The 25,939-nt window shown below is 71.0% G+C and carries 26 protein-coding genes and 3 tRNA genes; 19 read left to right on the top strand and 10 right to left on the bottom strand.

Features of this window, described 5'->3' with window-relative positions; all coding sequences use genetic code 11:
- Window positions 1–100: 100 nt before the first annotated feature.
- The 5 genes from R2B67_RS13735 to R2B67_RS13715 form a co-directional block, all read right to left on the bottom strand.
- Window positions 101–1,174 carry a 2-oxoacid:ferredoxin oxidoreductase subunit beta gene (locus R2B67_RS13735; protein ID WP_317818140.1) on the bottom strand — a complete coding sequence of 358 codons (1,074 nt, stop codon included), beginning with the start codon at window positions 1,172–1,174 and terminating at the stop codon, window positions 101–103.
- Window positions 1,167–3,128 carry a 2-oxoacid:acceptor oxidoreductase subunit alpha gene (locus tag R2B67_RS13730; RefSeq protein ID WP_018510636.1) on the bottom strand — a complete coding sequence of 654 codons (1,962 nt, stop codon included), beginning with the start codon at window positions 3,126–3,128 and terminating at the stop codon, window positions 1,167–1,169. The genes R2B67_RS13735 and R2B67_RS13730 overlap by 8 nt, the downstream gene beginning before the upstream one ends.
- A 337-nt stretch (window positions 3,129–3,465) precedes the next feature.
- Entirely contained in the window at window positions 3,466–4,125 is a 660-nt protein-coding gene (locus R2B67_RS13725) for a response regulator AbrC3 (protein WP_018510635.1), read from the bottom strand.
- A gap of 274 nt (window positions 4,126–4,399) precedes the next feature.
- Window positions 4,400–5,779, bottom strand: coding sequence for a sensor histidine kinase AbrC2 (locus R2B67_RS13720; RefSeq protein WP_317818138.1), 1,380 nt, complete (start codon window positions 5,777–5,779; stop codon window positions 4,400–4,402).
- 199 nt (window positions 5,780–5,978) lie between these two features.
- The gene (locus R2B67_RS13715) at window positions 5,979–7,169 is read right to left on the bottom strand and encodes a sensor histidine kinase AbrC1 (protein ID WP_317818136.1); all 1,191 of its coding nucleotides are present in this window, start codon (window positions 7,167–7,169) and stop codon (window positions 5,979–5,981) included.
- A 183-nt stretch (window positions 7,170–7,352) separates the two neighbouring features.
- On the opposite strand from R2B67_RS13715, the gene R2B67_RS13710 reads away from it, so the two are divergent.
- The 13 genes from R2B67_RS13710 (at window position 7,353) to R2B67_RS13650 (ending at window position 19,767) form a co-directional block, all read left to right on the top strand.
- Complete coding sequence (locus R2B67_RS13710) at window positions 7,353–7,802, top strand: NADH-quinone oxidoreductase subunit A (protein WP_381073338.1); 450 nt, start codon at window positions 7,353–7,355, stop codon at window positions 7,800–7,802.
- Entirely contained in the window at window positions 7,793–8,509 is a 717-nt protein-coding gene (locus tag R2B67_RS13705; protein WP_317818134.1) for an NADH-quinone oxidoreductase subunit B, read from the top strand. The genes R2B67_RS13710 and R2B67_RS13705 overlap by 10 nt, the downstream gene beginning before the upstream one ends.
- Window positions 8,506–9,873, top strand: coding sequence for an NADH-quinone oxidoreductase subunit C (locus tag R2B67_RS13700; protein WP_317818133.1), 1,368 nt, complete (start codon window positions 8,506–8,508; stop codon window positions 9,871–9,873). The genes R2B67_RS13705 and R2B67_RS13700 overlap by 4 nt, the downstream gene beginning before the upstream one ends.
- Entirely contained in the window at window positions 9,870–10,838 is a 969-nt protein-coding gene (locus R2B67_RS13695; protein WP_018510629.1) for a complex I subunit 1/NuoH family protein, read from the top strand. The genes R2B67_RS13700 and R2B67_RS13695 overlap by 4 nt, the downstream gene beginning before the upstream one ends.
- Window positions 10,838–11,449, top strand: a complete 612-nt coding sequence (locus tag R2B67_RS13690) for a NuoI/complex I 23 kDa subunit family protein (RefSeq protein WP_317818130.1) — start codon at window positions 10,838–10,840, stop codon at window positions 11,447–11,449. The genes R2B67_RS13695 and R2B67_RS13690 overlap by 1 nt, the downstream gene beginning before the upstream one ends.
- The gene (locus R2B67_RS13685) at window positions 11,446–12,090 is read left to right on the top strand and encodes an NADH-quinone oxidoreductase subunit J family protein (protein WP_317818128.1); all 645 of its coding nucleotides are present in this window, start codon (window positions 11,446–11,448) and stop codon (window positions 12,088–12,090) included. The genes R2B67_RS13690 and R2B67_RS13685 overlap by 4 nt, the downstream gene beginning before the upstream one ends.
- Window positions 12,090–12,446 carry an NADH-quinone oxidoreductase subunit NuoK gene (nuoK, locus tag R2B67_RS13680; protein ID WP_109979154.1) on the top strand — a complete coding sequence of 119 codons (357 nt, stop codon included), beginning with the start codon at window positions 12,090–12,092 and terminating at the stop codon, window positions 12,444–12,446. The genes R2B67_RS13685 and nuoK overlap by 1 nt, the downstream gene beginning before the upstream one ends.
- The gene (locus R2B67_RS13675) at window positions 12,443–14,443 is read left to right on the top strand and encodes an NADH-quinone oxidoreductase subunit 5 family protein (RefSeq protein WP_317818127.1); all 2,001 of its coding nucleotides are present in this window, start codon (window positions 12,443–12,445) and stop codon (window positions 14,441–14,443) included. Before nuoK ends, R2B67_RS13675 begins: the two co-directional genes overlap by 4 nt.
- A complete protein-coding gene (locus tag R2B67_RS13670; RefSeq protein WP_317818126.1) occupies window positions 14,440–16,092 on the top strand; it encodes a complex I subunit 4 family protein in 1,653 nt (550 codons plus the stop codon). The genes R2B67_RS13675 and R2B67_RS13670 overlap by 4 nt, the downstream gene beginning before the upstream one ends.
- The gene (locus tag R2B67_RS13665) at window positions 16,089–17,657 is read left to right on the top strand and encodes an NADH-quinone oxidoreductase subunit N (protein ID WP_317818125.1); all 1,569 of its coding nucleotides are present in this window, start codon (window positions 16,089–16,091) and stop codon (window positions 17,655–17,657) included. Before R2B67_RS13670 ends, R2B67_RS13665 begins: the two co-directional genes overlap by 4 nt.
- Window positions 17,658–17,773: 116 nt before the next feature.
- A complete protein-coding gene (gene mscL / locus R2B67_RS13660; protein ID WP_317818124.1) occupies window positions 17,774–18,229 on the top strand; it encodes a large conductance mechanosensitive channel protein MscL in 456 nt (151 codons plus the stop codon).
- 285 nt (window positions 18,230–18,514) lie between these two features.
- A complete protein-coding gene (gene htpX, locus R2B67_RS13655; protein ID WP_317818123.1) occupies window positions 18,515–19,378 on the top strand; it encodes a zinc metalloprotease HtpX in 864 nt (287 codons plus the stop codon).
- Window positions 19,375–19,767, top strand: a complete 393-nt coding sequence (locus R2B67_RS13650) for a YccF domain-containing protein (RefSeq protein WP_018510620.1) — start codon at window positions 19,375–19,377, stop codon at window positions 19,765–19,767. Before htpX ends, R2B67_RS13650 begins: the two co-directional genes overlap by 4 nt.
- 109 nt (window positions 19,768–19,876) lie before the next feature.
- Here R2B67_RS13650 and R2B67_RS13645 read toward each other — a convergent pair whose 3' ends face one another.
- The 3 genes from R2B67_RS13645 to R2B67_RS13635 all read right to left on the bottom strand — a co-directional run bounded on the left by R2B67_RS13645 (window position 19,877) and on the right by R2B67_RS13635 (window position 21,848).
- Entirely contained in the window at window positions 19,877–20,557 is a 681-nt protein-coding gene (locus R2B67_RS13645) for an alpha-ketoglutarate-dependent dioxygenase AlkB family protein (protein WP_317818122.1), read from the bottom strand.
- Window positions 20,558–20,571: 14 nt separating this feature from the next.
- Window positions 20,572–21,099, bottom strand: coding sequence for a methylated-DNA--[protein]-cysteine S-methyltransferase (locus tag R2B67_RS13640; protein ID WP_317818120.1), 528 nt, complete (start codon window positions 21,097–21,099; stop codon window positions 20,572–20,574).
- 260 nt (window positions 21,100–21,359) lie between these two features.
- Window positions 21,360–21,848 (bottom strand): YajQ family cyclic di-GMP-binding protein, encoded by a 489-nt coding sequence (locus R2B67_RS13635; RefSeq protein WP_018510616.1) that lies wholly within the window; start codon window positions 21,846–21,848, stop codon window positions 21,360–21,362.
- A 167-nt stretch (window positions 21,849–22,015) separates the two neighbouring features.
- Between R2B67_RS13635 and R2B67_RS13630 the strand changes: the two genes are divergently transcribed.
- Window positions 22,016–22,097: transfer RNA gene (locus tag R2B67_RS13630), tRNA-Tyr, on the top strand.
- 91 nt (window positions 22,098–22,188) lie between these two features.
- Here R2B67_RS13630 and R2B67_RS13625 read toward each other — a convergent pair.
- Complete coding sequence (locus R2B67_RS13625) at window positions 22,189–22,845, bottom strand: SDR family oxidoreductase (protein ID WP_237327470.1); 657 nt, start codon at window positions 22,843–22,845, stop codon at window positions 22,189–22,191.
- Window positions 22,846–22,879: 34 nt separating this feature from the next.
- Entirely contained in the window at window positions 22,880–24,157 is a 1,278-nt protein-coding gene (locus tag R2B67_RS13620) for an amidohydrolase family protein (RefSeq protein ID WP_317818117.1), read from the bottom strand.
- A gap of 286 nt (window positions 24,158–24,443) precedes the next feature.
- Between R2B67_RS13620 and R2B67_RS13615 the strand changes: the two genes are divergently transcribed.
- From R2B67_RS13615 to R2B67_RS13595, 5 genes are all read left to right on the top strand, one after another.
- Window positions 24,444–24,516, top strand: a tRNA-Thr gene (locus tag R2B67_RS13615).
- Window positions 24,517–24,561: 45 nt separating this feature from the next.
- Window positions 24,562–24,634 (top strand) — tRNA-Met (locus tag R2B67_RS13610).
- 88 nt (window positions 24,635–24,722) lie between these two features.
- Window positions 24,723–24,887, top strand: coding sequence for a 50S ribosomal protein L33 (rpmG, locus tag R2B67_RS13605; RefSeq protein WP_003956487.1), 165 nt, complete (start codon window positions 24,723–24,725; stop codon window positions 24,885–24,887).
- A 118-nt stretch (window positions 24,888–25,005) separates the two neighbouring features.
- Window positions 25,006–25,458 (top strand): MaoC family dehydratase N-terminal domain-containing protein, encoded by a 453-nt coding sequence (locus R2B67_RS13600; protein ID WP_018510613.1) that lies wholly within the window; start codon window positions 25,006–25,008, stop codon window positions 25,456–25,458.
- Window positions 25,458–25,886 carry a MaoC family dehydratase gene (locus tag R2B67_RS13595; RefSeq protein ID WP_030561935.1) on the top strand — a complete coding sequence of 143 codons (429 nt, stop codon included), beginning with the start codon at window positions 25,458–25,460 and terminating at the stop codon, window positions 25,884–25,886. Before R2B67_RS13600 ends, R2B67_RS13595 begins: the two co-directional genes overlap by 1 nt.
- The last annotated feature ends 53 nt before the right edge of the window (window positions 25,887–25,939 follow it).

Here is a 25,939-nt window from a genome sequence, read left to right as displayed (position 1 = left end):
TGGTCGTTCCGGTGGTTCCGGTATTTCCGGTCGTTCCGGTCGTTCCGGTCGTTCTGGTCGGGGGATCGGGTCCGGGCCTTGGCCGTGACTCCGCGGCGGGTCAGCCGATGACGGTCCAGGTGTCGGCCCCGGTGAGGAGTGCGCCGAGGTCGCCCTTGCCGTCGCGCTCCACGGCGGCGTCGACCTGGTCGGACATCAGGGTGTCGTAGACGGGCCGCTGGACGCTGCGCAGCACCCCGATGGGGGTGTGGTGCAGGGTGTCCGCGTCGGCGAGGCGGGACAGCGCGAACGCCGTGGTGGGGGAGTCGGCGTGGGCGTCGTGGACGAGGACCTGGGAACGGTTCTCGTCGGTGACGGCGACGACCTCCAGGTCACCGGTGGCCTGGTTGCGGATCACGCCCTTGGTGCCCTCGGCGCCGAAGAGGATCGGCTGCCCGTGTTCGAGGCGGATGACGGCCTCGGCGGCCTGCTCCTTGTCCTTGAGGACCTCGAAGGCGCCGTCGTTGAAGATGTTGCAGTTCTGGTAGATCTCCACCAGTGCCGTGCCCGGGTGCTCGGCCGCCGCGCGGAGCACGCTGGTGAGGTGCTTGCGGTCGGAGTCGACCGTGCGTGCCACGAACGAGGCCTCCGCGCCGATGGCGAGGGACACCGGGTTGAAGGGCGCGTCGAGCGAACCCATCGGCGTCGACTTGGTGATCTTGCCGACCTCGGAGGTGGGGCTGTACTGGCCCTTGGTCAGCCCGTAGATCCGGTTGTTGAAGAGCAGGATCTTGAGGTTGACGTTGCGGCGCAGGGCGTGGATGAGGTGGTTGCCGCCGATGGAGAGCGCGTCGCCGTCACCGGTGACGACCCAGACCGACAGGTCGCGGCGGGAGGTGGCGAGCCCGGTGGCGATGGAGGGGGCGCGGCCGTGGATGGAGTGCATCCCGTAGGTGTTCATGTAGTACGGGAAACGGGAGGAGCAGCCGATGCCGGAGACGAAGGTGATGTTCTCCTTGGCCAGCCCCAGCTCCGGCATGAAGCCCTGCACCGCGGCGAGGACGGCGTAGTCACCGCAGCCGGGGCACCAGCGCACCTCCTGGTCGGACTTGAAGTCCTTCATGGACTGTTTCGCCTCGGCCTTGGGCACCAGCTGCAGCAGCTCGTTGTGCCCCAGTTCCTGGGTGTCAGGCATCGATGGCCTCCTTGAGAGCTGTGGCGAGCTGCTCGGCCTTGAAGGGCATTCCGTTGACCTGGTTGAAGCTGTGGGCGTCCACCAGATACTTCGCCCGCAGCAGCATCGCGAGCTGTCCGAGGTTCATCTCCGGGACGACGACCTTGTCGTAGCTCTTCAGCACCTCGCCGAGGTTCCTCGGGAAGGGGTTGAGGTGTCTGAGGTGGGCCTGGGCGATGGGCTGTCCGGCGGCGCGGAGCCGGCGGACGGCGGCGGTGATCGGCCCGTACGTCGAACCCCAGCCGAGCACCAGCGTCGCCGCTCCGGCGGGGTCGTCGACGACGAGGTCGGGGACCTCGATGTTGTCGACCTTGGCCTGGCGGGTGCGGACCATCAGGTCGTGGTTGGCGGGGTCGTAGGAGATGTTGCCGGTGCCGTCCTGCTTCTCGATCCCGCCGATGCGGTGTTCGAGGCCGGGGGTGCCGGGGATGGCCCAGGGGCGGGCCAGGGTCTGCGGGTCGCGCTTGTAGGGCCAGAAGACCTCGGTGCCGTCGGCCAGGGTGTGGTTCGGGCCGGTGGCGAAAGGAGTGGTGAGGTCGGGCAGGCTGTCGGTCTCCGGGATGCGCCACGGCTCGGAGCCGTTGGCCAGGTAGCCGTCGGAGAGCAGGAAGACAGGGGTGCGGTACGTCAGGGCGATGCGGGCCGCGTCGATCGCGGCGTCGAAGCAGTCGGCCGGGGTCTGCGGGGCCACGATCGGCACCGGGGCCTCGCCGTTCCTGCCGTACATCGCCTGGAGCAGGTCGGCCTGCTCGGTCTTGGTCGGCAGGCCGGTGGAGGGCCCGCCGCGCTGGATGTCGATGATCAGCAGCGGCAGCTCCAGGGAGACCGCGAGCCCGATCGTCTCCGACTTCAGCGCCACACCCGGCCCCGAGGTCGTGGTCACGCCCAGCGCACCGCCGAACGCCGCGCCCAGCGCCGCCCCGATCCCGGCGATCTCGTCCTCCGCCTGGAAGGTGCGCACGCCGAAGTTCTTGTGGCGGGACAGCTCGTGCAGGATGTCCGAGGCCGGGGTGATCGGGTACGAGCCCAGGTAGAGCGGCAGGTCCGCCAGCTGCCCGGCGGCGATCAGGCCGTAGGAGAGGGCGAGGTTCCCCGAGATGTTGCGGTAGGTGCCGGTGGGGAAGGCCTGCGAGGCCGGAGCGACCTCGTAACTGACGGCGAAGTCCTCGGTCGTCTCGCCGAAATTCCACCCGGCCCGGAAGGCGGCCACGTTCGCCTCGGCGATCTGCGGCTTCTTCGCGAACTTCTGCCGCAGGAACGTCTCCGTCCCCTCGGTCGGCCGGTGGTACATCCAGGACAGCAGCCCGAGCGCGAACATGTTCTTCGACCGCTCGGCCTCCTTGCGGGAGAGCCCGAACTCCTTCAGCGCCTCGATCGTCAGCGTCGTCAGCGGCACCGGGTGGACGTTGTACGCCTCCAGCGACCCGTCCTCCAGCGGATTGGTCGCATACCCCACCTTCGCCATCGGGCGCTTGGTGAACTCGTCGGTGTTGACAATGATCTCCGCGCCGCGCGGCACGTCGTCGATGTTCGCCTTCAGGGCGGCGGGGTTCATCGCGACCAGGACGTTGGGTGCGTCGCCGGGGGTGAGGATGTCATGATCGGCAAAGTGGAGCTGGAAGGAAGAAACCCCTGGCAGGGTGCCTGCGGGGGCCCGGATCTCGGCGGGGAAGTTCGGCAGGGTGGAGAGATCGTTCCCGAACGATGCCGTCTCAGAGGTGAACCGGTCACCCGTGAGCTGCATCCCGTCACCCGAGTCACCCGCGAAACGGATGATCACCCGGTCCAGGCGGCGGACCTCTTTCCCGTCGCCTTCGGTGGTTCCCGTCGTTCCTGACAGGGGGGCGCGCTGCCCCCCGAGGACGGCGTCGTTGGCCTCATCGGCCTTCTCCGCGCTACTGACCTGGCTCGTCACTGAACTGGACCTCCCTTGGGGCGGCGGTTCGGAACCGTCCGGCCAGCCGGCGGCTCCAGAGGCAACCCTACGTCCGTGCGGTTCGCCCTCCAGGGGCCGATCATATGGTGGACGCTGTTTTGAGACGCTTTTTTAGCCCGTTTTGTCATCTTTCTCAAGCCCCCCGATCACTGATGGAAGTGCTCTGCTCGTAGGTCTTTGGTGCTAGGTCCTCCCGCCCAGGACTGCCCGGTGGAGGTTCGCCGGACACCCTCGGGGGAGATCCATAGGGTGCACGCCGGGTGCTCACCCGGCGCTCACCGGCGGGTCTGGTGATGGCTGACAGAGTGTCAGATTGCTAGGAGTTCAGGTAGGTCAGCACGGCGAGGACGCGCCGGTGATCGCCGTCGCTGGGCGAGAGCCCGAGCTTCTGGAAGATATTGCTGACGTGCTTCTCCACCGCCCCGTCGCTCACCACGAGCTGCCGGGCGATCGCCGAGTTCGTCCGGCCCTCGGCCATCAGACCCAGGACCTCCCGCTCGCGCGGCGTCAGGCCCGTCAGCACGTCCTGCTTGCGGCTGCGGCCCAGCAGCTGCGCCACCACCTCCGGGTCCAGCGCCGTCCCCCCGTGCGCCACCCGTACGACCGCGTCCACGAACTCGCGGACCTCGGCCACCCGGTCCTTGAGGAGGTACCCCACGCCCCGGCTGCTGCCCGCCAGCAGCTCGGTGGCGTACTGCTCCTCCACATACTGCGAGAGGACCAGCACCCCTATCCCCGGATACTCCTTCCGCAGCCGCACCGCCGCCCGTACGCCCTCGTCGGTGTGGGTCGGCGGCATCCGCACATCCGCCACCACCACATCGGGCAGCGCCTGCTCCGCCCCGAGGTCGGCCACGGTCTTCAGCAGGGCCTCGGCATCGCCCACCCCCGCGACCACGTCGTGCCCGAGGTCGGTGAGCAGGCGGGTGAGCCCTTCCCGCAACAGGACCGAATCCTCGGCGATGACTACCCGCACTCTGTTCTCCACGTGCTGCACGACGCTGCGTCCCCCGCTGTCCTGAGTCTCTGAGGCGCCGTGCTTCTGTGCGCACCGCGCCCGACACCCCCAGCATCCCAGGCCCGGGGCAGGGATGGGGGCCCTGTGGATAACGTGCCCGATCCGGCCACCCAGCCGGAACCCCCGCCCCGGCGCGGAGCCGACGACGGGGCTGGCGGCGGGGCCGGGGAGGGGGCGCCGACGGTGCCGCCCACGGCTGCGTGGGCGGTCACGCGGGCGGTTGCGCGGCTGGTCAGCCGCGCCAGGGCAGCTCCGCGGTGACCGTCGTCGGGCCGCCGGCCGGGGAATGCACCACCAGAACCCCGTCCACCGCGTCCAGCCGCTCCGTCAGCCCGGCCAGACCGCTGCCGGCCGAGGCGGAAGCCCCGCCCTGCCCGTTGTCCGTGACCTGGAGCATCAGCCGGTCGGACGTCCGCCACACATCGACCGTGGCCCGGGTCGCCCGCGCGTGCTTGCTGACGTTCTGCAAGAGCTCCGACACGGTGAAGTACGCGATGCCCTCGATGGCCTGCGCGGGCCGGGCGTCCAGGTCCACCTCGACCGTGACGGGGACGGTGCAGCGGGAGGCGATGGCGGAGAGGGCGGCGTCGAGACCGCGGTCGGTGAGGACGGCGGGGTGGATACCCCGGGCGAGGTCGCGCAGCTCCTGAAGGGCCACCTTGACCTCGCCATGGGCCTCGTCCACCATCCGCGCGGCCGCCTCGGGGTCGTCGGTGAACTTCTCCTTCGCCAGACCCAGGTCCATCGCGAGGGCGACGAGCCGGGCCTGCGCGCCGTCGTGGAGGTCCCGTTCTATCCGGCGCAGGTCGGCGGCGGCGGTGTCCACCACCACGCCCCGGTCCGACTCCAGCTCGGTGACCCGGGCGGAGAGCGCGGACGGGCCCAGCAGACCGGACACCATCAGCCGGTCCACCGAGAGCAGCCCCCGCACGATCCACGGCGACACCAGCACCAGCACCAGGCCCACCGCGCTCGTCGCCGCCAGCTCGACGGGCGAATCCAGATACTCCGCGTGGGTACGGTCCCCGTACAGCTGGAGGCCGTCGGCCCCCACGAAGACCGGGAACACCCACTTCCACAGCGGATACGTCAGCGCCGCCAGGCCGTACGTCCAGAACGTCACCGACACGCAGAACGTGAACACGGCCCAGGGGAAGTGCAGCAGCGCGTAAAGAAGGTGACGCCAGGAGACCCCGCTCTTGAGGACGGCACCGATCCACGACATCGGGCCGCCGCTCTTCCCCCGCACCCGCACGGGCTCCGCCACGTCCATCTTCAGCAGCCCGCGCGCCCGGGCCCGCTCCATCACCCCGAACCCCCGGCAGGCGGCCAGGCCGACGGCCAGCAGCGGGATCCCGATGAAGGTGATGAGCAGGCCGGCGCTGACCGAGGTCATGGTGATCGCGAAGACGAACATCGCCGTGCTCAGCGGCAGGCTCAGCAGGACATAGAGCAGCTCGCGCCAGCTGCGCGCCTCCAGAGGCGCCCGCAGCGCCGCCGGGAGGAAGTGCTTCACCGGGGCCTGCCCCTGGGGCCCGGCGCCCTGACCTGTGTGGCCGCGTGTGCCCGATCCCTTGTGGTCCCGGGTGTCCGGTCCGTATGCCGTGGCCATGAGTGCCGTCCGTTCCGTTTCTTCTGTCGATCGGCGGGGTGTTCCGCGTCCCTGCTCCGCGCCCGTGTTCGTCCGCCGCGGACCGTGGTCCTTCGAGCTGTGCTCCTTCAAGGGTGCTGGGCCGCCCTCTCCGACACCATGTGGCCGGTCTCCGTATCCGTACGGGGGTTTTCCCCACCCCCGTACGTCGGCGGAGCGCTCAGGAGGCCCGGCTCTCCGCCGGGACCCGGTCGCGCCAGGGCAGCTCGGCGGTGACGGACGTCGGCCCGCCCACAGGAGAGTCCAGGACGAACAGCCCGTCCACCGCCCCCAGCCGCTCGGCCAGCCCCGCCATCCCCGTACCGCCGTCCATGCGCGCCCCGCCCGAACCGTCGTCCGTGACCTGGATCAGCAACCGGTCCGCCGCACGCCACACCGTGACGGAGGCTGAGCGGGCACCGCTGTGCTTGCTGACGTTCTGAAGGAGCTCCGACACGGTGAAGTAGGCGATGCCCTCGATCGCCTCCGCCGGACGCCGCGGCAGATCCACCGACACCGTGACGGGGACGGTGCAGCGGGAGGCGATGGCGGAGAGGGCGGCGTCGAGACCGCGATCGGTGAGGACAGCGGGATGAATACCCCGGGCGAGGTCACGCAACTCCTGAAGGGCGACCTTCACCTCGCCATGGGCCTCCTCCACCATCCGCGCGGCCCCTTCCGGATCGTGCGTCAGCTTCTCCTTCGCCAGCCCCAACCCCATCGCGAGGGCGACAAGCCGGGCCTGCGCGCCGTCGTGAAGGTCCCGCTCGATCCGGCGCAGGTCGGCGGCGGCGGTGTCCACCACCACGCCCCGGTCCGACTCCAGCTCCGCGATCCGCCGCTCCAGCTCGTCCGAGGGCGACAACAGCCCCCGCACCATCGCCCGGTCGGCCGTCGTCAGCCCGCGGGCGATGAACGGGAGGACCGGCCACAGCACGAACAGGCTCACCAGCGTCACCGCGAACGTCAGGACCCCCCACGGCAGCCGGATGAACGCGTAGAGCAGGGAACGCCACCCCACCGGGTCCTTCAGCCCCGACCAGAGCCAGGTGAAGACCCCCTCGTCCCCGCGGCCGCGCGGCAACGGGCTCGGCTCCTCGATCCGCACCCCGAGCAACGACCGCGCCCGGCCCCGCTCCACCCGGCCCAGCCACCGCGCGCCCCGCAACCCGCTGACGAGCACCGGCAGTCCGATCACGGTGACGGAGAGGCCCACACCGACGGTGATCACGAGGAGCGCGTAGACGAAACCGGCGATGGCCATCGGCAGATCGGCCAGCAGGTGCGCGATCTCCCGCCAGGTCCACCGGTCGAGGGCGAGGCGGGCGGGCGGCAGCCGGTCGGGGGCCGGCACGGAAGGGCTCATGGTCATGGCACCAGCCTGCCGGGCGGTGTCCGCGCACGCCATGGGGCTCGTAGGTGGCGTGAAGTAGGGATAACCCCACCTGTGTGCGACGCGGCTGCTTACTGTGCGTTTATCAGGGCCTAGACTCCCGTGCGTACAGAGGGGCCTCGGATACGTTCGGGGCGACAACCGGATGACGAGGAACAAGGGGTGGACGTGAGGGACGTGGCGTACGTGCCGGAAGTGCCGCACGTGGCGTACGTGCCGGTCCACCAACAGACCATCCTCGCCTCCGAGTACTTCCAGAGCTACTCGGTGGTCGGCCTGCTCGCCCTGGTCGGCGTCCTGTTCGTCGCCGTCGCCTTCGGGGCGGGACGGCTTCTGCGGCCGGTGGTCCCGACGCCGGAGAAGCTCCTGACGTACGAGTGCGGCGTCGACCCGGTCGGGGAGGGCTGGGCCCACACCCAGGTCCGCTACTACGTCTACGCGTTCCTCTATGTCATCTTCGCCGTCGACTCCATCTTCCTCTTCCCGTGGGCCACGGTCTTCGCGGCACCCGGATACGGCGCGACCACGCTGGTGGAAATGTTCATCTTCCTCGGCTTCCTCGCCGTGGGACTGCTCTACGCATGGAAGAAGGGCGTCCTCGCATGGGCCTGACGAGCCGGCCGACCCCCGCAGGGCAGCAGCCGGAACCCTCCGCCGGCCCGCAGGCGGCAACCGGGCCGGAACCGGTGCTCCTCCCCGAACCGGCGCTCCTCCCGGAACCGAAGCGTCTCGGCGTCCTCTCCCGGCTCGCGCCCGAACCGATGAAGGTCGTCCTCAACTGGGGCCGCCGCTACAGCCTCTGGGTCTTCAACTTCGGACTGGCCTGCTGCGCCATCGAGTTCATTGCCGCCTCCATGGCGCGCCACGACTTCATCCGGCTCGGCGTGATCCCCTTCGCCCCCGGCCCCCGCCAGGCGGACCTGATGATCGTCTCCGGCACGGTGACGGACAAGATGGCCCCGGCGGTGAAGCGCCTCTACGAGCAGATGCCCGAACCGAAGTACGTCATCTCCTTCGGCGCCTGCTCCAACTGCGGCGGCCCCTACTGGGACTCGTACTCCGTCACCAAGGGCGTCGACCAGATCATCCCCGTCGATGTGTACGTACCCGGCTGCCCGCCCCGGCCCGAGGCGCTGCTCCAGGGCATTCTCAAGCTCCAGGAGAAGATCGCGCGCGAGTCCCTGGCGGAGCGGTACGGAGACGGCCCCGGCCCCTCCGGCGGCGTCCCCTCCACGGCGGCGCTGCGCAGCGGCCTGGTCACCGCACCGGCACCGGCGGCGAAGGCTCCGGGAACGGAACCGGGGGAGGAGCAGCGGTGAGTGAGCGTCAGCACCAGGCCCACCACCCGTACGACCGGCTCCCGGACGCCGTCACGGAGCTGTTCGGCGAGGGTGCGACGGCGGAGTCGGCCTACGACCTGCTCACCGTCGACGTCCCCGCCACGGAGTGGATCGCCGCGCTGCGGACCGCCCGCGACGAACTCGGCTGCAGCTACTTCGACTGGCTCAGCGCCGTGGACGAGCCGGGCACCGGCTTCCGCGTCTGCGCGCACGTAGCGGCGCTCGGCGACGGTACGGTCCGCCGGCTGATGCTGCGCACGACCGTCCCGCACGACGCGGCCGTCCTGCCCAGCGCCATCGACGTCTACGCGGGCGCGGCCTGGCACGAACGCGAGACGCACGAGATGTTCGGCGTCGCCTTCGAGGACCACCCCGGCCTCGCCCCGCTCCTGCTGCCGGAGGGCTTCGAGGGCCACCCGCTCCGCAAGGACTTCGTCCTGGCCGCGAGGGTCGCCAAGGCCTGGCCCGGAGCGAAGGAGCCCGGCGAGTCCGAACACGGCGGCCCCAAGCGCCGCACGATGCTTCCGCCCGGCGTCCCCGACCCGAACGAATGGGGCCCCCTCAAGGGCCAGCTCCCCCCTGCCACGGCCCGCCCGGGCCGCACAGCCCGCCCGGCAGCGACGGCCACCGACCGCCCACCCCGCCGCACCCGCTCGGCGACCGAGGGCTCAGCCGCGCAACGCCCGCAGACGGGACCGCCCGAGGCCTCAGGTCCGGGGGCTCCGGAATCCGGGGCTCCGGAGTCAGGGGCTCCGGAGTCCAGGGCTCCCGCGCCGGAGGCGCCGGGGCCCGGCACCCCGGCGCCCGGTACTTCCGCGTCCGGGGGCGCCGCGCCCGGACCGTCGGCCGCGGCCTCGCCGGAGGCCGTACACCCGCCGGCCGCACGTCCGCGCCGCACCCGCTCCGCATCCGACGGCTCGGCGAGCCAGCAGCAGCCCCCGGAGGCTGCCGCACCGCGCCCGCCGCGCCGCTCCCGCTCGGCGTCCCAGGGCTCGGCGAGCCAGCGCGCCCGCGCGACGGACGCCCCCTGGCACGACGCCCAACCGGCGTTCGACGACCCGGGCGTCCCACCGGGTGGCCCCGAGGTGGAGGGCGGCGACGCTCCCTCCCATCCCCCGAAGCCTTCGGAGAGCGGTGACACTCCTTCCGAGCCCCTCCGGCGTTTGAGGAGCGAGGGTCCGGGGGCGGAGCCCCCGGTTCGGGAAGGGGCGGGTAGGGGAGAAGCCCCGCGCAGCGGCCCCACGCCCGACCCCACCAAGCCCGAACCTGAGTCCCAGCCCCAGCCCAAGCCCGACCCCGACCACCCCGACCCCGACCACCCCGCCGGAGGCGATCCCGAGTGAACGACGTACTCGACGTCGCCCTCCGCCTGGCCATCGTCTTCGTCGTCTTCCTGGTCGCCCCCCTCCTCGTGGGCCAGACCGAACACAAGGTGATGGCCCACATGCAGGGCCGCCTCGGCCCCATGTACGCGGGCGGCTTCCACGGCTGGGCCCAGCTCGTCGCGGACGGCGTGAAGTTCGCGCAGAAGGAGGACGTGGTCCCGGCCGCCGCCGACCGCCGCGTCTTCCAGCTCGCCCCCGCCGTTGCCCTCCTCCCGTACCTCCTCGTCCTTGTGGCCATCCCCGTCGGCCCCGGCGACGGCGCGGTCGGCCAGGTCATCGACGCGGGCATCTTCTTCGTCCTGGCCGTCATGGGCATCGGCGTCCTCGGCTCGCTCATGGCCGGCTGGGCCTCGGCCAACAAGTTCTCGCTCCTCGGCGGCCTCCGCACCGCCGCGCAGCTCCTCTCCTACGAGCTGCCGATGCTCCTCGCCGCCGCCTCCGTCGCCATGGCGGCCGGTACGGTCTCGCTCACCGGCATCCTGGACGCCTTCGAGTGGTGGTGGCTGCCGTGGCAGATCATCGGAGCCCTGGTCTTCTTCGTCGCCGGCCTCGCCGAACTCCAGCGCCCGCCCTTCGACATGCCGGTCGCCGACTCCGAGATCATCTTCGGCGCGTACACCGAGTACACCGGGCTGCGCTTCGCCCTGTTCCTCCTCGCCGAGTACGCGGGCATCGTCATCCTCTGCGCCCTGACCACCGTCCTCTTCCTCGGCGGCTGGCACGGCCCCTTCGGAGCTGACGGACTCGGCTGGCTCTGGACCCTGCTCAAGACCGCCCTCCTCGCGTTCGTCGTCATCTGGCTGCGCGTCAGCTACCCGCGTCTGCGTGAGGACCAGTTGCAGAAGCTCGCCTGGACCACCCTCGTCCCCCTCGCCCTCGCGCAGATCGCGCTCACCGGCATCGTGAAGGTGGCGATCAACTGATGCCCCCGATCCCCGGATCAGGCCTCGCCAAGGGCCTCGCCGTCACCCTGCGCACGATGACGAAGAAGACCGTCACCGCGCAGTACCCCGACACCCAGCCCGAACTCCCGCCCCGCTCCCGGGGCGTCATCGGGCTGTTCGAGGAGAACTGCACGGTCTGCATGCTCTGCGCCCGTGAGTGCCCGGACTGGTGCATCTACATCGACTCCCACAAGGAGACGGTGCCGCCCGCCGCCCCCGGCGGACGCGAGCGCAGCCGCAACGTCCTCGACCGCTTCGCCATCGACTTCTCCCTCTGCATGTACTGCGGTATCTGCATCGAGGTCTGCCCCTTCGACGCCCTCTTCTGGTCGCCCGAATTCGAGTACGCGGAGACCGATATCCACGAGCTCACCCATGAGCGGGACAAGCTCCGCGAGTGGATGTGGACCGTGCCGGAGCCGCCCGCGCTCGACCCCGGGGCGGAGGAGCCGAAGGAGATCGCCGCCGCCCGGAAGACGGCCGACAAACTCGCCACCCAGCAGGCCCAGCAGGCCCAGCAGGCCCAGGAAGCCCAGCAGGCCCAACAGGCCCCGCAAGCCCAGCAGAGCGAGGAGGGAGGAACCCCGTGACGCATCCCATCGCATCGCCCCTGGCCGCTGCCGTCGCCGACCACCCCGGCTTCCTCTCCCCGACCGGTGTCGAGATCGCGTTCGTCCTGGTCGGCCTCGCCACCCTCGGCGCCGCCGTCATCACCGTCACGACCAGGCAGCTGGTGCACGCCGCCCTCTGGCTCGTCGTGGCGCTCGGCGGACTGGCCGTCGAGTACCTCCTGCTCACGGCCGAGTTCATCGCCTGGGTGCAGGTACTGATCTACGTCGGTTCCATCGTCGTCCTCCTTCTCTTCGGCCTGATGCTCACCCGGGCCCCCATCGGCCGCTCCCCGGACGCCGACTCCGGCAACCGATGGGTCGCCCTGGGCGTGGCCCTCGCCTCGGCGGCCGCGCTCGTCTGGGTCGTCGTGGACGCCTTCCGTACGACCTGGATCGACCTCGAAGGACCGGCCCAGGGCTCCACCGCCGTCACCGGAGCCTTCCTCTTCCGGAACTGGGTCCTCCCCTTCGAGGCGCTCTCCGTCCTGCTGCTCGCCGCCCTCGTCGGCGCCATCGTCCTGTCCCGCAAGCACGACACGGACACGGCGGTCCGGTCCGCCCTGGGCGCCGCCGCCCGACGGCAGCAGGACAGCGGCAAGGGCAAGGAGGGACAGCGCTGATGCACCTCGCCTATCCCGCCGTACTCGCCGCCCTCCTCTTCTGCACCGGCCTCTACGGCGTCCTCGCCCGCCGCAACGCGATCCTGGTGCTGATGTCCGTCGAGCTGATGCTCAACGCGGTCAACCTCAACCTCGTCGCCTTCGACGTCTGGCTCCGCGACACCCTCCACTCCGGCCAGGCCCTCACCCTCTTCACCATCGCCATCGCCGCCGCCGAGATCGGCATCGGCCTGGCGATCGTCCTCGCCGTCTACCGCAACCGCGGCTCCTCCGACATCGACCGGCTCCGCGACACCGCCGAGACCGACGACGCCGAAACAGCACGGAGCACCACGAACGCAGAGGCCACCTCGTGACCACGACGACCCTCGCCGCCCTCGTCCCGCTCCTCCCCTTCCTCGGAGCCGTCGCCGGCCTCGCCCTCGGCCGCCCCGCCCCCGGCTTCGTCCGCCCCCTGGCGATCCTGCCGACGCTCACAGCGGCCGTCCTCGCCGTGCTCGTCGCCGTCCGCCAGGGCGGCGGCCGCGCCATCGACGCCGCGACCCAGCTCACCCCCACCGGGTCCGTCCCCATCGACCTGGCGCTGCACCTGGACGGCTTCGCCGTACTGGTCGCCGTCCTCGTCACCGTCGTCGCCACCTGCGTACAGCTCTACTCCACGGCCTACCTCCGCGACGACGCCCGCTACCCCTCCTACGCGGCGCTGGTCTCCCTCTTCACCTCCGCGATGCTGCTCGTCGTCTACTCCGGCGACCTCATGGTGCTCCTGGTCGGCTGGGAGATCATGGGCATCTGCTCGTACTTCCTCGTCGGCCACTACTGGGAGACGCCCGAAGCCCGCGCCGCCTCCCTGAAGGCGTTCCTCGTCACCAAGCTCGGTGACGTCCCCTTCCTGATCGGCCTGTTCGCCCTGGCCGCTGACACCGGCAGCTTCCGGATCACCAAGATCCTCGCGGCCGTCACCAACGGCGGCCTGGACCACCCCACCCTCATCGCCCTCCTGCTCCTCGCGGGCGTCGCCGGGAAGTCCGCCCAGTTCCCCCTGCACACCTGGCTGCCCGACGCGATGGCCGGCCCCACCCCCGTCTCCGCGCTCATCCACGCCGCGACGATGGTCGCCGCCGGGATCTACTTCGTGGCCCGGCTGCTGCCCGTCTTCGCCGCCTCCGGCGCGGCCCTGGTCGTCCTCGCCGTGATGGCGGCCGTGACGATGATCGGCTCCGGACTCGCCGCCCTCGCCCAGGACGACATCAAGCGCGTCCTCGCCTACTCGACGATCGGTCAGCTCGGCTACATGTCCGGCGCCCTGGCCGTCGGCGACCGTGGCGCGGCCGTCTTCCACCTGATCTCGCACGGTGCGTTCAAAGCGGTCCTCTTCCTCGCGGCCGGCGTCGTCATCCACGCCGCCGGCACCAACTCACTCGCCGCCATGTCCCGCATGGGCGGCCTCGCGCGCCGGATCCCCGACGCCTACTGGACGATGACCGTCGCCCTCCTCGCGCTCGCCGCCATCCCGCCGTTCGCCGGCTTCTTCTCCAAGGAAGCCGTCCTCGTCGCCGCCGAGCACACCGCCATGGGGGACCGGACCGTCGCCCCCGCCGCCGCGGGCTGGACGATCCTCGTCGCCGGGCTGCTCGCCGCCGTCCTCACCGCCGCCTACGCCACCCGCCTCTGGCTCCTCGCCTTCAAGGGGCGCGGCGCCGAAGTCCCCGACCACGGCCGCCAGCCGCTCGCCATGACCTCCGTCCTGTGGGTCCTGGCCGTCCCCACCATCGCGTTCGGACTCACCGCGGGCGTGATCGGCGACTGGTTCGACGGACACGCCCTCACCCCGTCCCTCACCACGGCCGTCCTCTCCACCGGCGTCGGCCTCGTCGGCGGCCTCGTCACCTACGGCGCCTGGCGCCACACCACGGCGCTCGCCGCCCGTACCCCCATCGGTGCCGTGGCCGCCCACCCCGGCGCCGAACCCGCCCTCGTCGAAGCCGAGGCCATGACGTCCCACACCGCCGCCTACGGCACCATCGCGGACGCCGCCGACCCGGCGGACCCCGGACGCCTCCTCCTGGGCCCGCTCCACCGCCACGCGGTCACCGGCTTCCACCTCGACGCCCTGTACACGGCGCTGTTCGTCCGGCCCGTCCAGCAGGCAGCCCGCCTCGTGCGCTTCCTGGACCGCACGGTCGTCGACACCTACGTCGACGGATCGGGCGCCGCCACGCGCCTCCTCGGCACCGCCGTACGCCGCGCCCAGACCGGAAACGTGCAGACCTACCTCAGCGTCCTGCTCGCCGGTTCCCTCGTCCTGGCGATCGCCGCCGTCGTCTTCGCCAACGTCAACGCGGGGTCGTGACCGTGATCGATATCAGCCCGTCCGTGATGCAGTTCCTTCTCGCGTTCATCGTCGTCGCCCCGCTCCTCGGCGCCGTCGCGGCGCTGCTTCCCGCCCCGCCCGGGCTCAGGGGCAAGAACCCCGACCAGGCCGTGCTCCGCCACGGCGTGACCGTGACCGGTGCCGTGCTCATCGCCGCGATCGTCCTGGCCGCCGGCTTCGACCACGACCAGCCCGCCACGATGCAGGCGACCACCGACATCAGCTGGATCCCGGCGCTCGGCGTCCGCATCCACCTCGGCATCGACGGCATCTCGCTCCCCCTCCTCCTGCTGACCGCGCTGCTGACCTTCCTCTGCGCGCTGTACAGCTACTTCAAGCTGCCCGCGGGCCCCTCACCGAAGGCCTTCATCGCCCTCGTCCTCGTCCTGGAATCCGGCACCCTCGCCACCTTCGCCGTCCTCGACCTGCTGCTCTTCTTCCTCGCCTTCGAGATGGTCCTCATCCCGATGTACTTCCTCATCGCCCGCTGGGGCGGTGACCAACGGCGCGCCGCCGCCTGGAAGTTCATCCTCTACACGCTGCTGGGCTCGGTCGTCATGCTGCTGGGCCTGCTCCTCATCGGGCTGAAGAGCGGCACCTTCGACATGGTGGCACTCGCCACTGACAACGGCCGTGGCCTCACCGCATCCGTGCAGGTCATCGCCGTTCTCGCGATCGGCGTCGGGCTCGCCGTGAAGACCCCGATGTGGCCGCTGCACAGCTGGCTCCCCGACGCCCACACCGCCGCGCCCACCGTCGGTTCGGTCCTCCTCGCGGGCGTCCTGCTGAAGATGGGAACGTACGGATTCGTCCGGATCCTGCTCCCCATCGCGCCCGACGGCATGCGCACCTTCGCGCCCTACCTCGCCGCGTTCGCCGTCGTCGGCATCGTCTACGGGTCGCTCGCCTGCCTGGCCCTCGCCCGCAACGGCGCCAAGGGCGACCTCAAGCGGCTCATCGCGTACTCCTCCGTCGGCCACATGGGCTTCGTGCTCCTCGGCATCGCCACCATGACCCCCACCGGGGTCAACGGGGCGCTCTTCGCCAACATCGCCCACGGCCTCATCACCGGCCTGCTGTTCTTCCTGGTCGGCGCCATCAAGGACCGCTACGGCACCGCCGACCTCGACACCCTCGCCGGCGCCACCGGAGCCGCCCTCTACGGCCGGGCCCCCCGCCTCGGCGCCCTGCTGGCCTTCGCCGCGGTCGCCTCGCTCGGCCTGCCCGGACTCGCCGGATTCTGGGGCGAGATGCTCACCCTGTTCGGCGCCTACAGCCCCGCCGAGGGCCTCAGCCGCCCGGCGTTCCGCACCTTCATGGCCATCGGCGCGTTCGGCACCCTGCTCACCGCCGCGTACATGCTCATCGTGGTCCGCCGAGTCTGCATGGGCGAGCACACGCCCCACTCCCCGCTCTCGCCCGACGACCGGACCCCGCGCCCGGCGGACGCCCCCGGGCGGCCCACGGCTGCCGGAAGCCCCTCGCAGCTCGCCGACATCCAGACGTACGAAGCCGCCGCCTGGACCCCGCTCGCCGCCCTCACCGTCCTCGCCGGACTCTGGCCCGCGATCCTCCTCGGCCTCACCGATCCGGCCGTGCAGAAGCTCCTCGCAGGAGGCAAGTCGTGACCGCGGACCTCAGCACCGCCCCGGGCGCCCTCACCGCGGCGGCCGACACCGCCCCCAGCGTCGTCCAGACCGTCGACTGGCTCGCCATCGCGCCCCCCACCCTCACCGCGCTGGCCGCCCTGCTCGTGCTCGTCACCGACCTCTTCCTCCCCGAGCACCGCAAGAAGCTCCTCGGCTACGGAACCCTCACCGCGCTCGCCGCCGCCCTCGCCCTCCTCATCCCGCTGCGCGCCGGCGACCGCTCCACCTTCTGCGTCACCACCGGCGCCCAGGCGTGCAGCTACACCGCCGACCACTTCACCCTGGTGATCCAGGCCCTCGTTCTGGGAGGGGCGTTCCTCACCGCGCTGCTCTCCCTCGACGACACGCGGAAGCTCCCGGCGGGCGAGTACTGGTTCCTGCTCCTCGCCTCCGCGGCGGGCGCGGCCCTTTTGCCCGCCTCCCGCGACCTCGCCACCCTCGTCGTCGCCCTGGAAGTCGCCTCGCTGCCCGCCTTCGCCCTGGTGGGCATCAAGCGCGGTGACCGGCGCTCCTCCGAGGCCGCGCTCAAGTTCTTCCTCTCCTCCGTCGTCGCCACCGCCGTCATGCTCCTCGGCGTCAGCTTCGTGTACGCGACCACGGGCACCCTCCACCTCACCGAGATCGCCGCCCACCTGGACGACGTACCCCCGGTGCTCGACACCCTCGCCAAGACCGGTGTCGTCCTCACCTTGGTCGGCTTCGCCTTCAAGACCGCCGCGGCCCCCTTCCACTTCTGGGTCCCCGACACCTATGTGGGCGCCCCCCTCCCGATCGCCGCCTATCTCTCCGTCGTCGGGAAGACCGTCGGCTTCTCGGGCCTCATCCTCGTCACAGTCATCGCGTTCCCTTCTTATGCCGACGTCTGGGGGCCCGCCGTCGCCGTCCTGGCCGCGCTCACCATGACCGTCGGCAACGTGGCGGCCCTCCGCCAGAAGGCCGACCGCGCCCGCAGCGCCGTCCGGCTCCTCGCCTGGTCCTCCGTCGCCCAGGCCGGCTATCTGCTCGTCCCGATCGCCGCCGCCGCGTACTCCAGCGACGAACAGATCGGCTCCACCGTCGCGTACGCCCTCATGTACGCCGTCGTGAACCTCGGCGCCTTCGCCGTCGCGGCCCTCGTCGCCCGTACCGAACCCGGCAACCGCATCACCGACTACCGGGCCCTGTACGCCACCCGCCCCCTCGCCGCCCTCGCGCTCGGCTTCTTCCTGCTCTGCCTGGCCGGACTGCCGCCCGGCATCATCGGGCTCTTCGCCAAGGTCACCGTCTTCTCGGCGGCCGTCGACGCGGGGCTCGGCTGGCTCGCCGTCGTCATGGCCGTCAACGTGGTGATCGCCCTCTACTACTACCTCCAGTGGACCGCGATCCTCTTCAGGAGCCCGGAATCCGCGACCGCGACCACCGGAACACCTGCCTCCGGAACACCGCACCGATTCCGGGCCCCCGCCCCGCTCACCACGGCGATCGTCCTCACCACGGCCGTCGGCATCCTCCTCTCCGGGGTCCCGCAACTGGTCCTGAGGTTCGCCGCCGTCAACCTCTTCTGACGCCCTTCGGAGGCGGAAGATCGGTTTGCCCAGGGCGGCCGCCACAGGGCAAGGTCGTGGCTGCATACGTCACGTACACGGCGAAGACGTACGAAATCCATAGAGGAGAGAGAGCAGTGCTGAACGGGTTCAAGGACTTCATCCTGCGCGGAAACGTCATCTCGATGGCGATCGGCCTCGCCGTCGGAGCAGCCTTCACCGCCGTCGTCACCGGCTTCAGCACCGCCTTCATCACCCCGCTGATCGGCCTCGCCACCGGCTCGGTCGGAGACTTCAGCACGGCGGAGTTCGCCGTCCGGGGCGCGATCTTCCCGTACGGGAAGTTCCTCGCGGCCGCGATCGCCTTCATGATCACCGCCGCGGTCCTCTACTTCTGCGTCGTCGTCCCCATGGCCAAGGTGCAGAACCGCTTCACCAAGGAGGAGGAGGTCGACATCAAGGCCGCCCTCCGCGACTGCCCGCGCTGCTTCAGCGCGATCCCCGCCGTCGCCTCCCGCTGCGCGCACTGCACCAGCGAGGTCGAGCCGGACCCCGAGGCCGTCTCCCTCGCCAAGCTGCCCGTCCAGCGCTGAGCCCCTGTTCATCCAGCGCTGAGCCTCCTACCCGTATAGCGCTGGCCCCCTGCCCGTCGAGCGCTGACGCACGCACGCCCCGCCACCCGTACGGCCCAGTGCCATGCCGTACGGGCCAGGAGCCGGAACCGGCCGGATCACGCCGGGACGGCCCCGCCCTCCGGCCGCACGCACAAGGGAACTAGCTCCCCTCGCCTGGCGTTGACCAGTACGGGAGGCTCCACTGGGGGAGTGGAGCACCACCATGCAAAGGGTTCCCCTGCTGCACCACTTGGAGGGCGTACCGTGCACCGCCGGCACAACGGGCTGAAAACCGCCGTACTCCTCGGGGGCCTGTCCGCACTCATCATCATCATCGGCAGCTTCTTCGGACGTACGGGCCTCGTCATCGCCCTCGTCGTGGCCGTGGGCACCAACGCCTACGCCTACTGGAACAGCGACAAGCTGGCCCTGCGCGCCATGCGGGCCCGCCCCGTCAGTGAATTCGAGGCGCCACAGCTCTACCGGATCGTCCGCGAGCTCTCCACCGCGGCCCGCCAGCCGATGCCCCGCCTGTACATCTCCCCGACCCAGGCGCCCAACGCCTTCGCCACCGGCCGTAATCCGCGCAACGCGGCCGTCTGCTGCACCGAGGGCATCCTCCAGATCCTCGACGAGCGGGAGCTGCGCGGGGTCCTGGGCCACGAGCTCAGCCACGTCTACAACCGGGACATCCTCATCTCCTCCGTCGCCGGAGCCCTCGCCTCCGTCGTCATGTTCCTGGTCAACTTCGCCTGGCTCATCCCCATCGGCCGCTCCAACGACGATGAAGGCCCCGGTCTGCTGGGCATGCTCCTGATCATGATCCTGGGCCCGCTCGCCGCCTCCGTCATCCAGCTCGCCGTCAGCCGCTCCCGGGAGTACGAGGCCGACGCCTCCGGAGCCCAGCTCACCGGGGACCCGCTCGCCCTCGCCAGCGCCCTGCGCAAACTCGACGCAGGAACGAAACAGCTACCGTTGCCCCCGGAGCCCAAGATCGAGACCGCGAGCCACATGATGATCGCGAACCCCTTCCGTCCCGGACAGGGGATGGCCAAGATGTTCTCCACCCATCCGCCGATGGCGGAGCGCATCTCCCGACTGGAACAGATGGCAGGTCGCCGCCCATGAACACCATCCTGAACATCATCTGGCTCGTCCTGTGCGGCCTCTGGATGTTCCTCGGCTATCTCCTCGCAGGCGTTCTGCTCTGCATCACCATCATCGGCATCCCGTTCGGCCTCGCCGCCTTCAGGATCGGGGTGTACGCGCTCTGGCCCTTCGGCTACACCGTCGTCGACCGCCGGGACGCCGGATCGCCCTCCTGCGTCGGCAACGTCCTCTGGCTGGTCCTCGCCGGATGGTGGCTCGCCCTCGGCCACATCACCACCGGCATCGCCCTCTGCATCACGATCATCGGCATCCCCCTGGGCATCGCCAACTTCAAGCTGATCCCGGTCTCGCTCCTGCCTTTCGGCAAGGAGATCGTCCGCACGGACCAGCCGTTCGCCGCCCGCTAGGAGCCGGGAAGCAGCTGGTCAGCAGCCGCTCAGCAACCGAACACCTGCTCGCTGCGTCTTGTGTTCCAAGACCAAGCAGAGGGCTGACCGCTCCCGGGTTTCAGCGGTTTCAGCTCAGCCCCGTCTCCCGCAACGTCACATTCAGCCGGCCGGCCCGCATCCCCGCATCCGGGTCGGCCGATCCGGCGTACACCTTCGGCACCCCGTGGAACGCGAAGCGCGACGGGCCGCCGAAGACGAAGAGATCCCCGGAGACCAACTCCACGTCCGTGTAGGGCTGCCCGCGACTCTCAGGGTTCCCGAAGCGGAACACGCACGTCGCCCCGATGCTCAACGACACGACAGGAGCGCCCGAGCGCTCCTCCTTGTCCTGGTGCATGCCCATCCGCGCCGCGTCGTCGTAGAAGTTGATCAGCGCGGTGTCCGGAGTGAACGCCTCCGCCGCGCCCTCGTCCTCGTACGCCTCCGCCACCGCCGCACGCCCCAGCGCGACCAGCCACCGCGGCAGCGGGGCCACCGGGGCGCCGTTCACATCGTCGGCGGTACGGGTGTAGCGGTACGGCTGCCAGTGCCAGCCCAGGCACACCGTCCGCACCGACATCACGCCACCGCCCGGCAACACCGTGCGCCGCAACGGAACCGGCCCCCGCGCCCACTCCCGGCACGCCGCCACCAACTCCCGCCGCCGCTCCACCGGAAGCCAGTCCGGTACGTGCACGGCACCCGGCGCGACAACCTGCCGGGGCCGGGGGAACAGCCCGCCCGCCGCCGGAACCCCACGCGAGACCACCCGTCACACCGCCTTCAGCCGCCGGCCCGCACACCCGAAGCGCACGCGGCCCCCTCCAGCCCCAGCAACAACTGCTTGCGCTCCAGGCCACCCGCGTACCCCCGCAACGCCCCGTCCGCGCCGATCACCCGGTGGCACGGCCGCACGACCAGCAGCGGGTTGCGTCCGATCGCCGTCCCCACCGCCCGCACCCCCGCACCCGAGGCCCCGACCCGCCCGGCGACCTCCCCGTACGACAGGGTCCGCCCGTACGGGATGGACTCGACCACCTCCCAGACGCGCCGCTGGAACTCCGTACCCACGCCCTCCGCGACCGGCACGTCGAACCGCGTCGACCGCCCCGCGAAGTACGCCTCCAACTGCGCGACGACCCCCGCGAACAGCTCGGGCGCCCGGAGCCAGCCGTCCTGGACGACGGCGCCGCCCTTCTGCCCGGGCACGGACAGCGACGCCAGCCGCAGCCCCTCGGCCGTCCCGTCCGACTCGCCCACCAGCAGCAACTCGCCCAGCGGACTGGCCACCCGCGTGTACACCGTCGTCACGACCGCTCACTTCCCTTACAGACACGGACCGCGGACCTGGCGACCCCGGACCCGCACCGGCCAGTCTGCTCCGCACCCCGCTCTCAGCACCGGCGGTTTTCGGACACGAAGCCAGGACCACCGGAGCCAAGCCCACAGGAGCAAGGCCCACAGGAGCGAGGCCCACGGGAGCCAGGCGCACCCCCGTGAACGCGGAGAGGCACCCCGCCGAGATCGCCCCCGACAGCGTGCCCCTTCTCGCTCACGAGTCGTCCTACTGGCTACCGGTAGTTCACGTACTGGATGGCGAAGTCGAGGTCCTTTTCCTTCAGCAGCGCCTGCACGGCCTGAAGGTCGTCCCGGCTCTTCGAGCTGACGCGCAGCTCGTCACCCTGGACCTGGGCCTTGACGCCCTTGGGACCCTCGTCGCGGATGATCTTCGCCACCTTCTTGGCGTTCTCCTGGGAGATGCCCTCCTCGATGGTGGCGAAGATCTTGTACTCCTTGCCGGAGAGCTGCGGCTCGCCGGCGTCCAGCGACTTCAGCGAGATGCCCCGCTTGACCAGCTTGGACTGGAAGATGTCGAGGATCGCCTTGACCCGCTCCTCGCCGTTCGCCTCCATCAGGATCTTCTCGCCGGACCACGAGATCGAGGCGCCCGTGCCCTTGAAGTCGTAGCGCTGGGAGATCTCCTTGGCGGCCTGGTTGAGGGCGTTGTCGACCTCCTGCCGCTCGACCTTCGAGACGATGTCGAAACTGGAGTCGGCCATGACGTGTGGCTCCTTGCGTCGAATGTGCGTGGGATACAGCGCAAAGCCTAGCCACCGCCGCACCCTCCGGCTGCTGATCAATGAGGTGGCGGAGCACCCCTGGCCATCAGGTATTGTTTACGTCGTCGCCAAGGAGCTCACCAGCGGAGATCCGACGCGTCGTTCGAGGCGGTGTGCCCGAGTGGCCAAAGGGAGCAGACTGTAAATCTGCCGGCTCAGCCTACCCAGGTTCGAACCCTGGCGCCGCCACGCGAACGAAGCCCCCGACCAGTCCTTCTGGTCGGGGGCTTCCTCGTTCCCGGCAGTTCCCGGCAGCTTTCGCCCGCGCCCAGCCGCTCCGTCAGTTGCCCGCGACGTCCTTCACGGACACGGTGACCGGCACGTTCCCCGAGATGACCTCAAGGGTCAGGCCCGCCGTCGCCGGGGTGTCCAGCAGCTCCAGGATCGTCGCCGCGACGTCGTCGCGCGGGATCGGGCCGCGCCCGGTCTTCGCGGCGAGCTGGATCTGTCCGTTGCCCGCGTCGTTGGTGAGCATCCCGGGGCGCAGGATCGTCCAGTCGAGCGCGGAGCGGGAGCGTACGTCGGCGTCCGCCGCGCCCTTCGCCCTCAGGTAGACGTCGAACACCTCGTCGCCGGGGTGGTCGGGGTCGGCGCCCATGGAGGAGACGACGATGTACCGGCGTACGCCCGCGGCTTGGGCCGCGTCGGCGAAGAGGACGGCGGCGCCCCGGTCGACGGTGTCCTTGCGGGCGGTGCCGCTGTTCGGTCCGGCGCCCGCCGCGAAGACGGCCGCGTCGGCCCCGCGCAGCACCTCCGCGGTCTCCTCCACGGAGGCCGATTCGAGGTCCAGCACGGCGGGTTCGGCGCCGATATCGGTGAGGTCCTGACTCTGTTGGGGGTTGCGGATGATCCCGACGGCTTCATCCCCGCGTGCGGCGAGCAGCCGCTCCAGCCGCAGTGCGATCTGTCCGTGTCCACCTGCGATGACAATGCGCATACCTCCGACCGTACGCCCGGCGGCCGCCGTGTGCTCAGCTCCCCGGCCCGCCACCGGAGTCGGGTCGCCCCTGGCGGGGGAGATCGGGGCCGGCGGTCGGATCGGGATCGGAGTCGCAGTACTCGCGTACGGCGCTGGTGCGCGCGACGATCCGGCCGCGGTGGATGACGATCCGGCTGTAGGCGAGGGAGAGCGTGGCGGAGAGCTGTTCACCGCGTACGGCGAGGAGTTCGGCCGGAAAGCCCGCCTCCACGCGGACGTCGGGCAGGCCGAGGGCGGCGCGGGCGGTGGTGGAGACCGCGGCGTAGGCGTGTTCGGCGCGCAGGCCGTGCTGCGAGGCGAGGAGGTACGCCGCCTCCAGCGGGTCGCCGCGGCCCACGGCGTTGGCCGTGTCGCGGAGCGCGCCGCTGCCCGCCGCCACGCGTACGCCCGCGGAGCGCAGGAGCCGTACGGGGGCGGTCGTGCGGCGTTCTGAGCCCGTACAGCCCCCCTGGGGGAGGCAGACGACGGTGATCCCGGCGGCGGCCAGCTGGTCGGCGGCCCGGCCCGCGGTCTCCAGGGGGAGGTGGGCGAGGCCGGCGCAGGGGCCGAGGGCGACCCCGGGGCGCAGGCCCCCGGCCATGGCGGCCAGGCGGGCGAGGCGGGCCGGGTCGTCGCCGTCGGTGTGCAGGTCGACGGGGCGGCCGTGTTCGGCGGCGACATCCAGGACGGCCGCGGTGTAGCCGGTGGGGTCGGGGTCCAGGTCGGGGCAGCCGCCGACGACCGCGGCGCCCATCTTCACGGCGTCGCGGAGCATGGCAAGGCCGTCGGCCCCGGCGATGCCGGTGAGCAGGCGGGGGACGGCGACCGCGGTCAGGTCGGCCAGGCCGCGCAGGGCCCGTCGGGCCTGCAGGACGGCCTCCAGGGCTGCGAGGCCCTGGACGTCGCCGATGCGGACGTGGGCGCGCAGGGCGGTGGCGCCGTGGCCGAGCTGGAGGAGGGCGGCCTCGGTGGCGCGGCGCTGGATGTCCTCGGGGTGGTCGGAGGCGGGCCCGGCGCCGTCGGCGGTGAGGGCGGTGTCGCCGTGGGCGTGGGGCTCGGCCGGGGCGGGGAGCAGGAGGTAGCCGCGCAGGTCGATGCGGGGGCCCCGGGCGGTGAGGCTGCCCGCGGTGCCGACGGCCTCGATACGGCTGCCGCTCAGGCGTACGTCGACGGCGCGGCCGTCGGTCAGGCGGGCGCCGCTCAGGACGAGGGCGGGGGCGGGGTCGGTGGTGGCCGCTTCGGCGCTGTCGGGTGCGCTGTCGTCGGGCCGCCGCGGCCGGCTGTCGGGCATCGCGCTCCTGGGAGGGGTGCACGGCCGCGCGGAGCGGTCGAGCCTGGAGGTGGTCCCGTCGATCATGACCGGGTCCGCGACGGGTGGCACGGCGGCTTCCGGGAAGAGCCCATTAGTCGTACCGGTACCCCCGCGCCGACGCGGGGAAGGGGCCCGTGCGGAAGTGGACGCGGGCTGGATCAAGGCCTGATCAGGAGGTGTGGGCGAGCCCCGACCGGCGGCCGGAGCGTGGGGCCGAAACGGATTTGGGCGATCGGCTGGAGAGCGTGTAATGTCTTCCTCGCTCGCCCCAATAGCTCAGTCGGTAGAGCGTCTCCATGGTAAGGAGAAGGTCTGCGGTTCGATTCCGCATTGGGGCTCTGGTGATCGGGAAACCCCGCTTCGGCGGGGGGACTCATCATCAAAGCGGTGTAGCTCAGTCGGTAGAGCAAGCGGCTCATAATCGCTGTGTCACCGGTTCAAGTCCGGTCACCGCTACTAACGGTAGCCGATTGTTGGGTCGGTCCTTCGATCGGCTACCCTTTTATGCGTTCATCCGTCCAACGTCCGTCCAAGGAGCACTCACGTGGCTGCCACCGACGTCCGCCCGAAGATCACGCTGGCCTGCGTGGAGTGCAAGGAGCGGAACTACATCACCAAGAAGAACCGGCGTAACAACCCGGACCGTCTTGAGATGAAGAAGCACTGCCCGCGCTGCAACTCGCACACCGCGCACCGCGAAACGCGCTGAATCAGGCTCGTACACGAGGCCGTCCCCTCTGGGGGCGGCCTCGTGTCGTTGTCCGGGGTGGTCCCCCCGCGCAGGGGCGTGCCCTTATTCGTCATTTCCAGCAGGAGGTAGCGAGCTCATGGCGCTCGACCAGTCCTTCGTGGGCCGGACGTATCCGCCCACCCCGGCGTACGAGGTAGGCCGGGAGAAGATCCGCGAGTTCGCCGAGGCGGTGGGTGACACCCATCCGGCGTACGTCGATGTGGAGGCGGCGCGCGCGCTCGGCCACCCCGACGTGATCGCGCCCCCCACGTTCGTCTTCTCCATCACCTACCGGGCGGCCGGCGAGGTCGTCCAGGACCCGCAGCTGGGCCTGGACTACAGCCGGGTCGTCCACGGCGACCAGAAGTTCTCCTACGTGCGTCCGGTGCGGGCGGGGGACCGGCTGACGGTCACCTCCACGATCGAGACCATCAAGTCCATGGCGGGCAACGACATCGTCGACATCCGCGGCGATGTGCACGACGAGGCCGGCGAGCTGGTCGTCACGGCGCTCACGAAGCTGGTGGCACGCGCCGCCGAGGAGGCGTGATGACGGCGAAGGTCTCCTACGGGTCGGTCGAGGTCGGTACGGAGCTGCCCGCGCAGTCGTTCCCGGTGACGCGGGCGACGCTCGTGCGGTACGCCGGTGCGTCGGGCGACTTCAACCCGATCCACTGGAACGAGAAGTTCGCGGTCGAGGTCGGGCTGCCGGATGTGATCGCCCACGGCATGTTCACCATGGCCGAGGCGATCCGCGTGGTCACCGACTGGGCCGGTGACCCGGGCGCGGTCGTCGACTACGGGGTGCGGTTCACCAAGCCGGTCGTCGTGCCCAACGACGACAAGGGCGCGCTGATCGAGGTCAGCGGCAAGGTCGCGGCCAAGCTGGAGGACAACCTGGTCCGGGTGGACCTGGTGGCCGTGTGCGACGGCAAGAAGGTGCTGGGCATGTCCCGCGCCGTCGTCCGGCTCGCCTGAGGGTCACGCACCGGCTGTACGGCTCGCCTGACGCCCCACGCGATACCTGTACG

The organism is Streptomyces cyaneofuscatus, from assembly GCF_033109485.1.
GTDB lineage: Bacteria > Actinomycetota > Actinomycetes > Streptomycetales > Streptomycetaceae > Streptomyces > Streptomyces cyaneofuscatus.
The sequence above is the reverse complement of the archived record's forward strand: the minus strand, read 5'-3'. Positions and strand labels throughout refer to the sequence as shown.

Excerpts from the sequence above, each read along its gene's own strand:
- R2B67_RS13735 (WP_317818140.1), bottom strand. The coding sequence starts at position 1,174 with ATGCCTGACACCCAGGAACTGGGGCACAACGAGCTGCTGCAGCTGGTG.
- R2B67_RS13720 (WP_317818138.1), bottom strand. The coding sequence starts at position 5,779 with ATGGCCACGGCATACGGACCGGACACCCGGGACCACAAGGGATCGGGC.
- R2B67_RS13715 (WP_317818136.1), bottom strand. The coding sequence starts at position 7,169 with ATGACCATGAGCCCTTCCGTGCCGGCCCCCGACCGGCTGCCGCCCGCC.
- R2B67_RS13705 (WP_317818134.1), top strand. The coding sequence starts at position 7,793 with ATGGGCCTGACGAGCCGGCCGACCCCCGCAGGGCAGCAGCCGGAACCC.
- R2B67_RS13690 (WP_317818130.1), top strand. The coding sequence starts at position 10,838 with ATGCCCCCGATCCCCGGATCAGGCCTCGCCAAGGGCCTCGCCGTCACC.
- nuoK (WP_109979154.1), top strand. The coding sequence starts at position 12,090 with ATGCACCTCGCCTATCCCGCCGTACTCGCCGCCCTCCTCTTCTGCACC.
- R2B67_RS13650 (WP_018510620.1), top strand. The coding sequence starts at position 19,375 with ATGAACACCATCCTGAACATCATCTGGCTCGTCCTGTGCGGCCTCTGG.
- R2B67_RS13635 (WP_018510616.1), bottom strand. The coding sequence starts at position 21,848 with ATGGCCGACTCCAGTTTCGACATCGTCTCGAAGGTCGAGCGGCAGGAG.
- R2B67_RS13625 (WP_237327470.1), bottom strand. The coding sequence starts at position 22,845 with ATGCGCATTGTCATCGCAGGTGGACACGGACAGATCGCACTGCGGCTG.
- R2B67_RS13620 (WP_317818117.1), bottom strand. The coding sequence starts at position 24,157 with ATGCCCGACAGCCGGCCGCGGCGGCCCGACGACAGCGCACCCGACAGC.
- R2B67_RS13600 (WP_018510613.1), top strand. The coding sequence starts at position 25,006 with ATGGCGCTCGACCAGTCCTTCGTGGGCCGGACGTATCCGCCCACCCCG.
- R2B67_RS13595 (WP_030561935.1), top strand. The coding sequence starts at position 25,458 with ATGACGGCGAAGGTCTCCTACGGGTCGGTCGAGGTCGGTACGGAGCTG.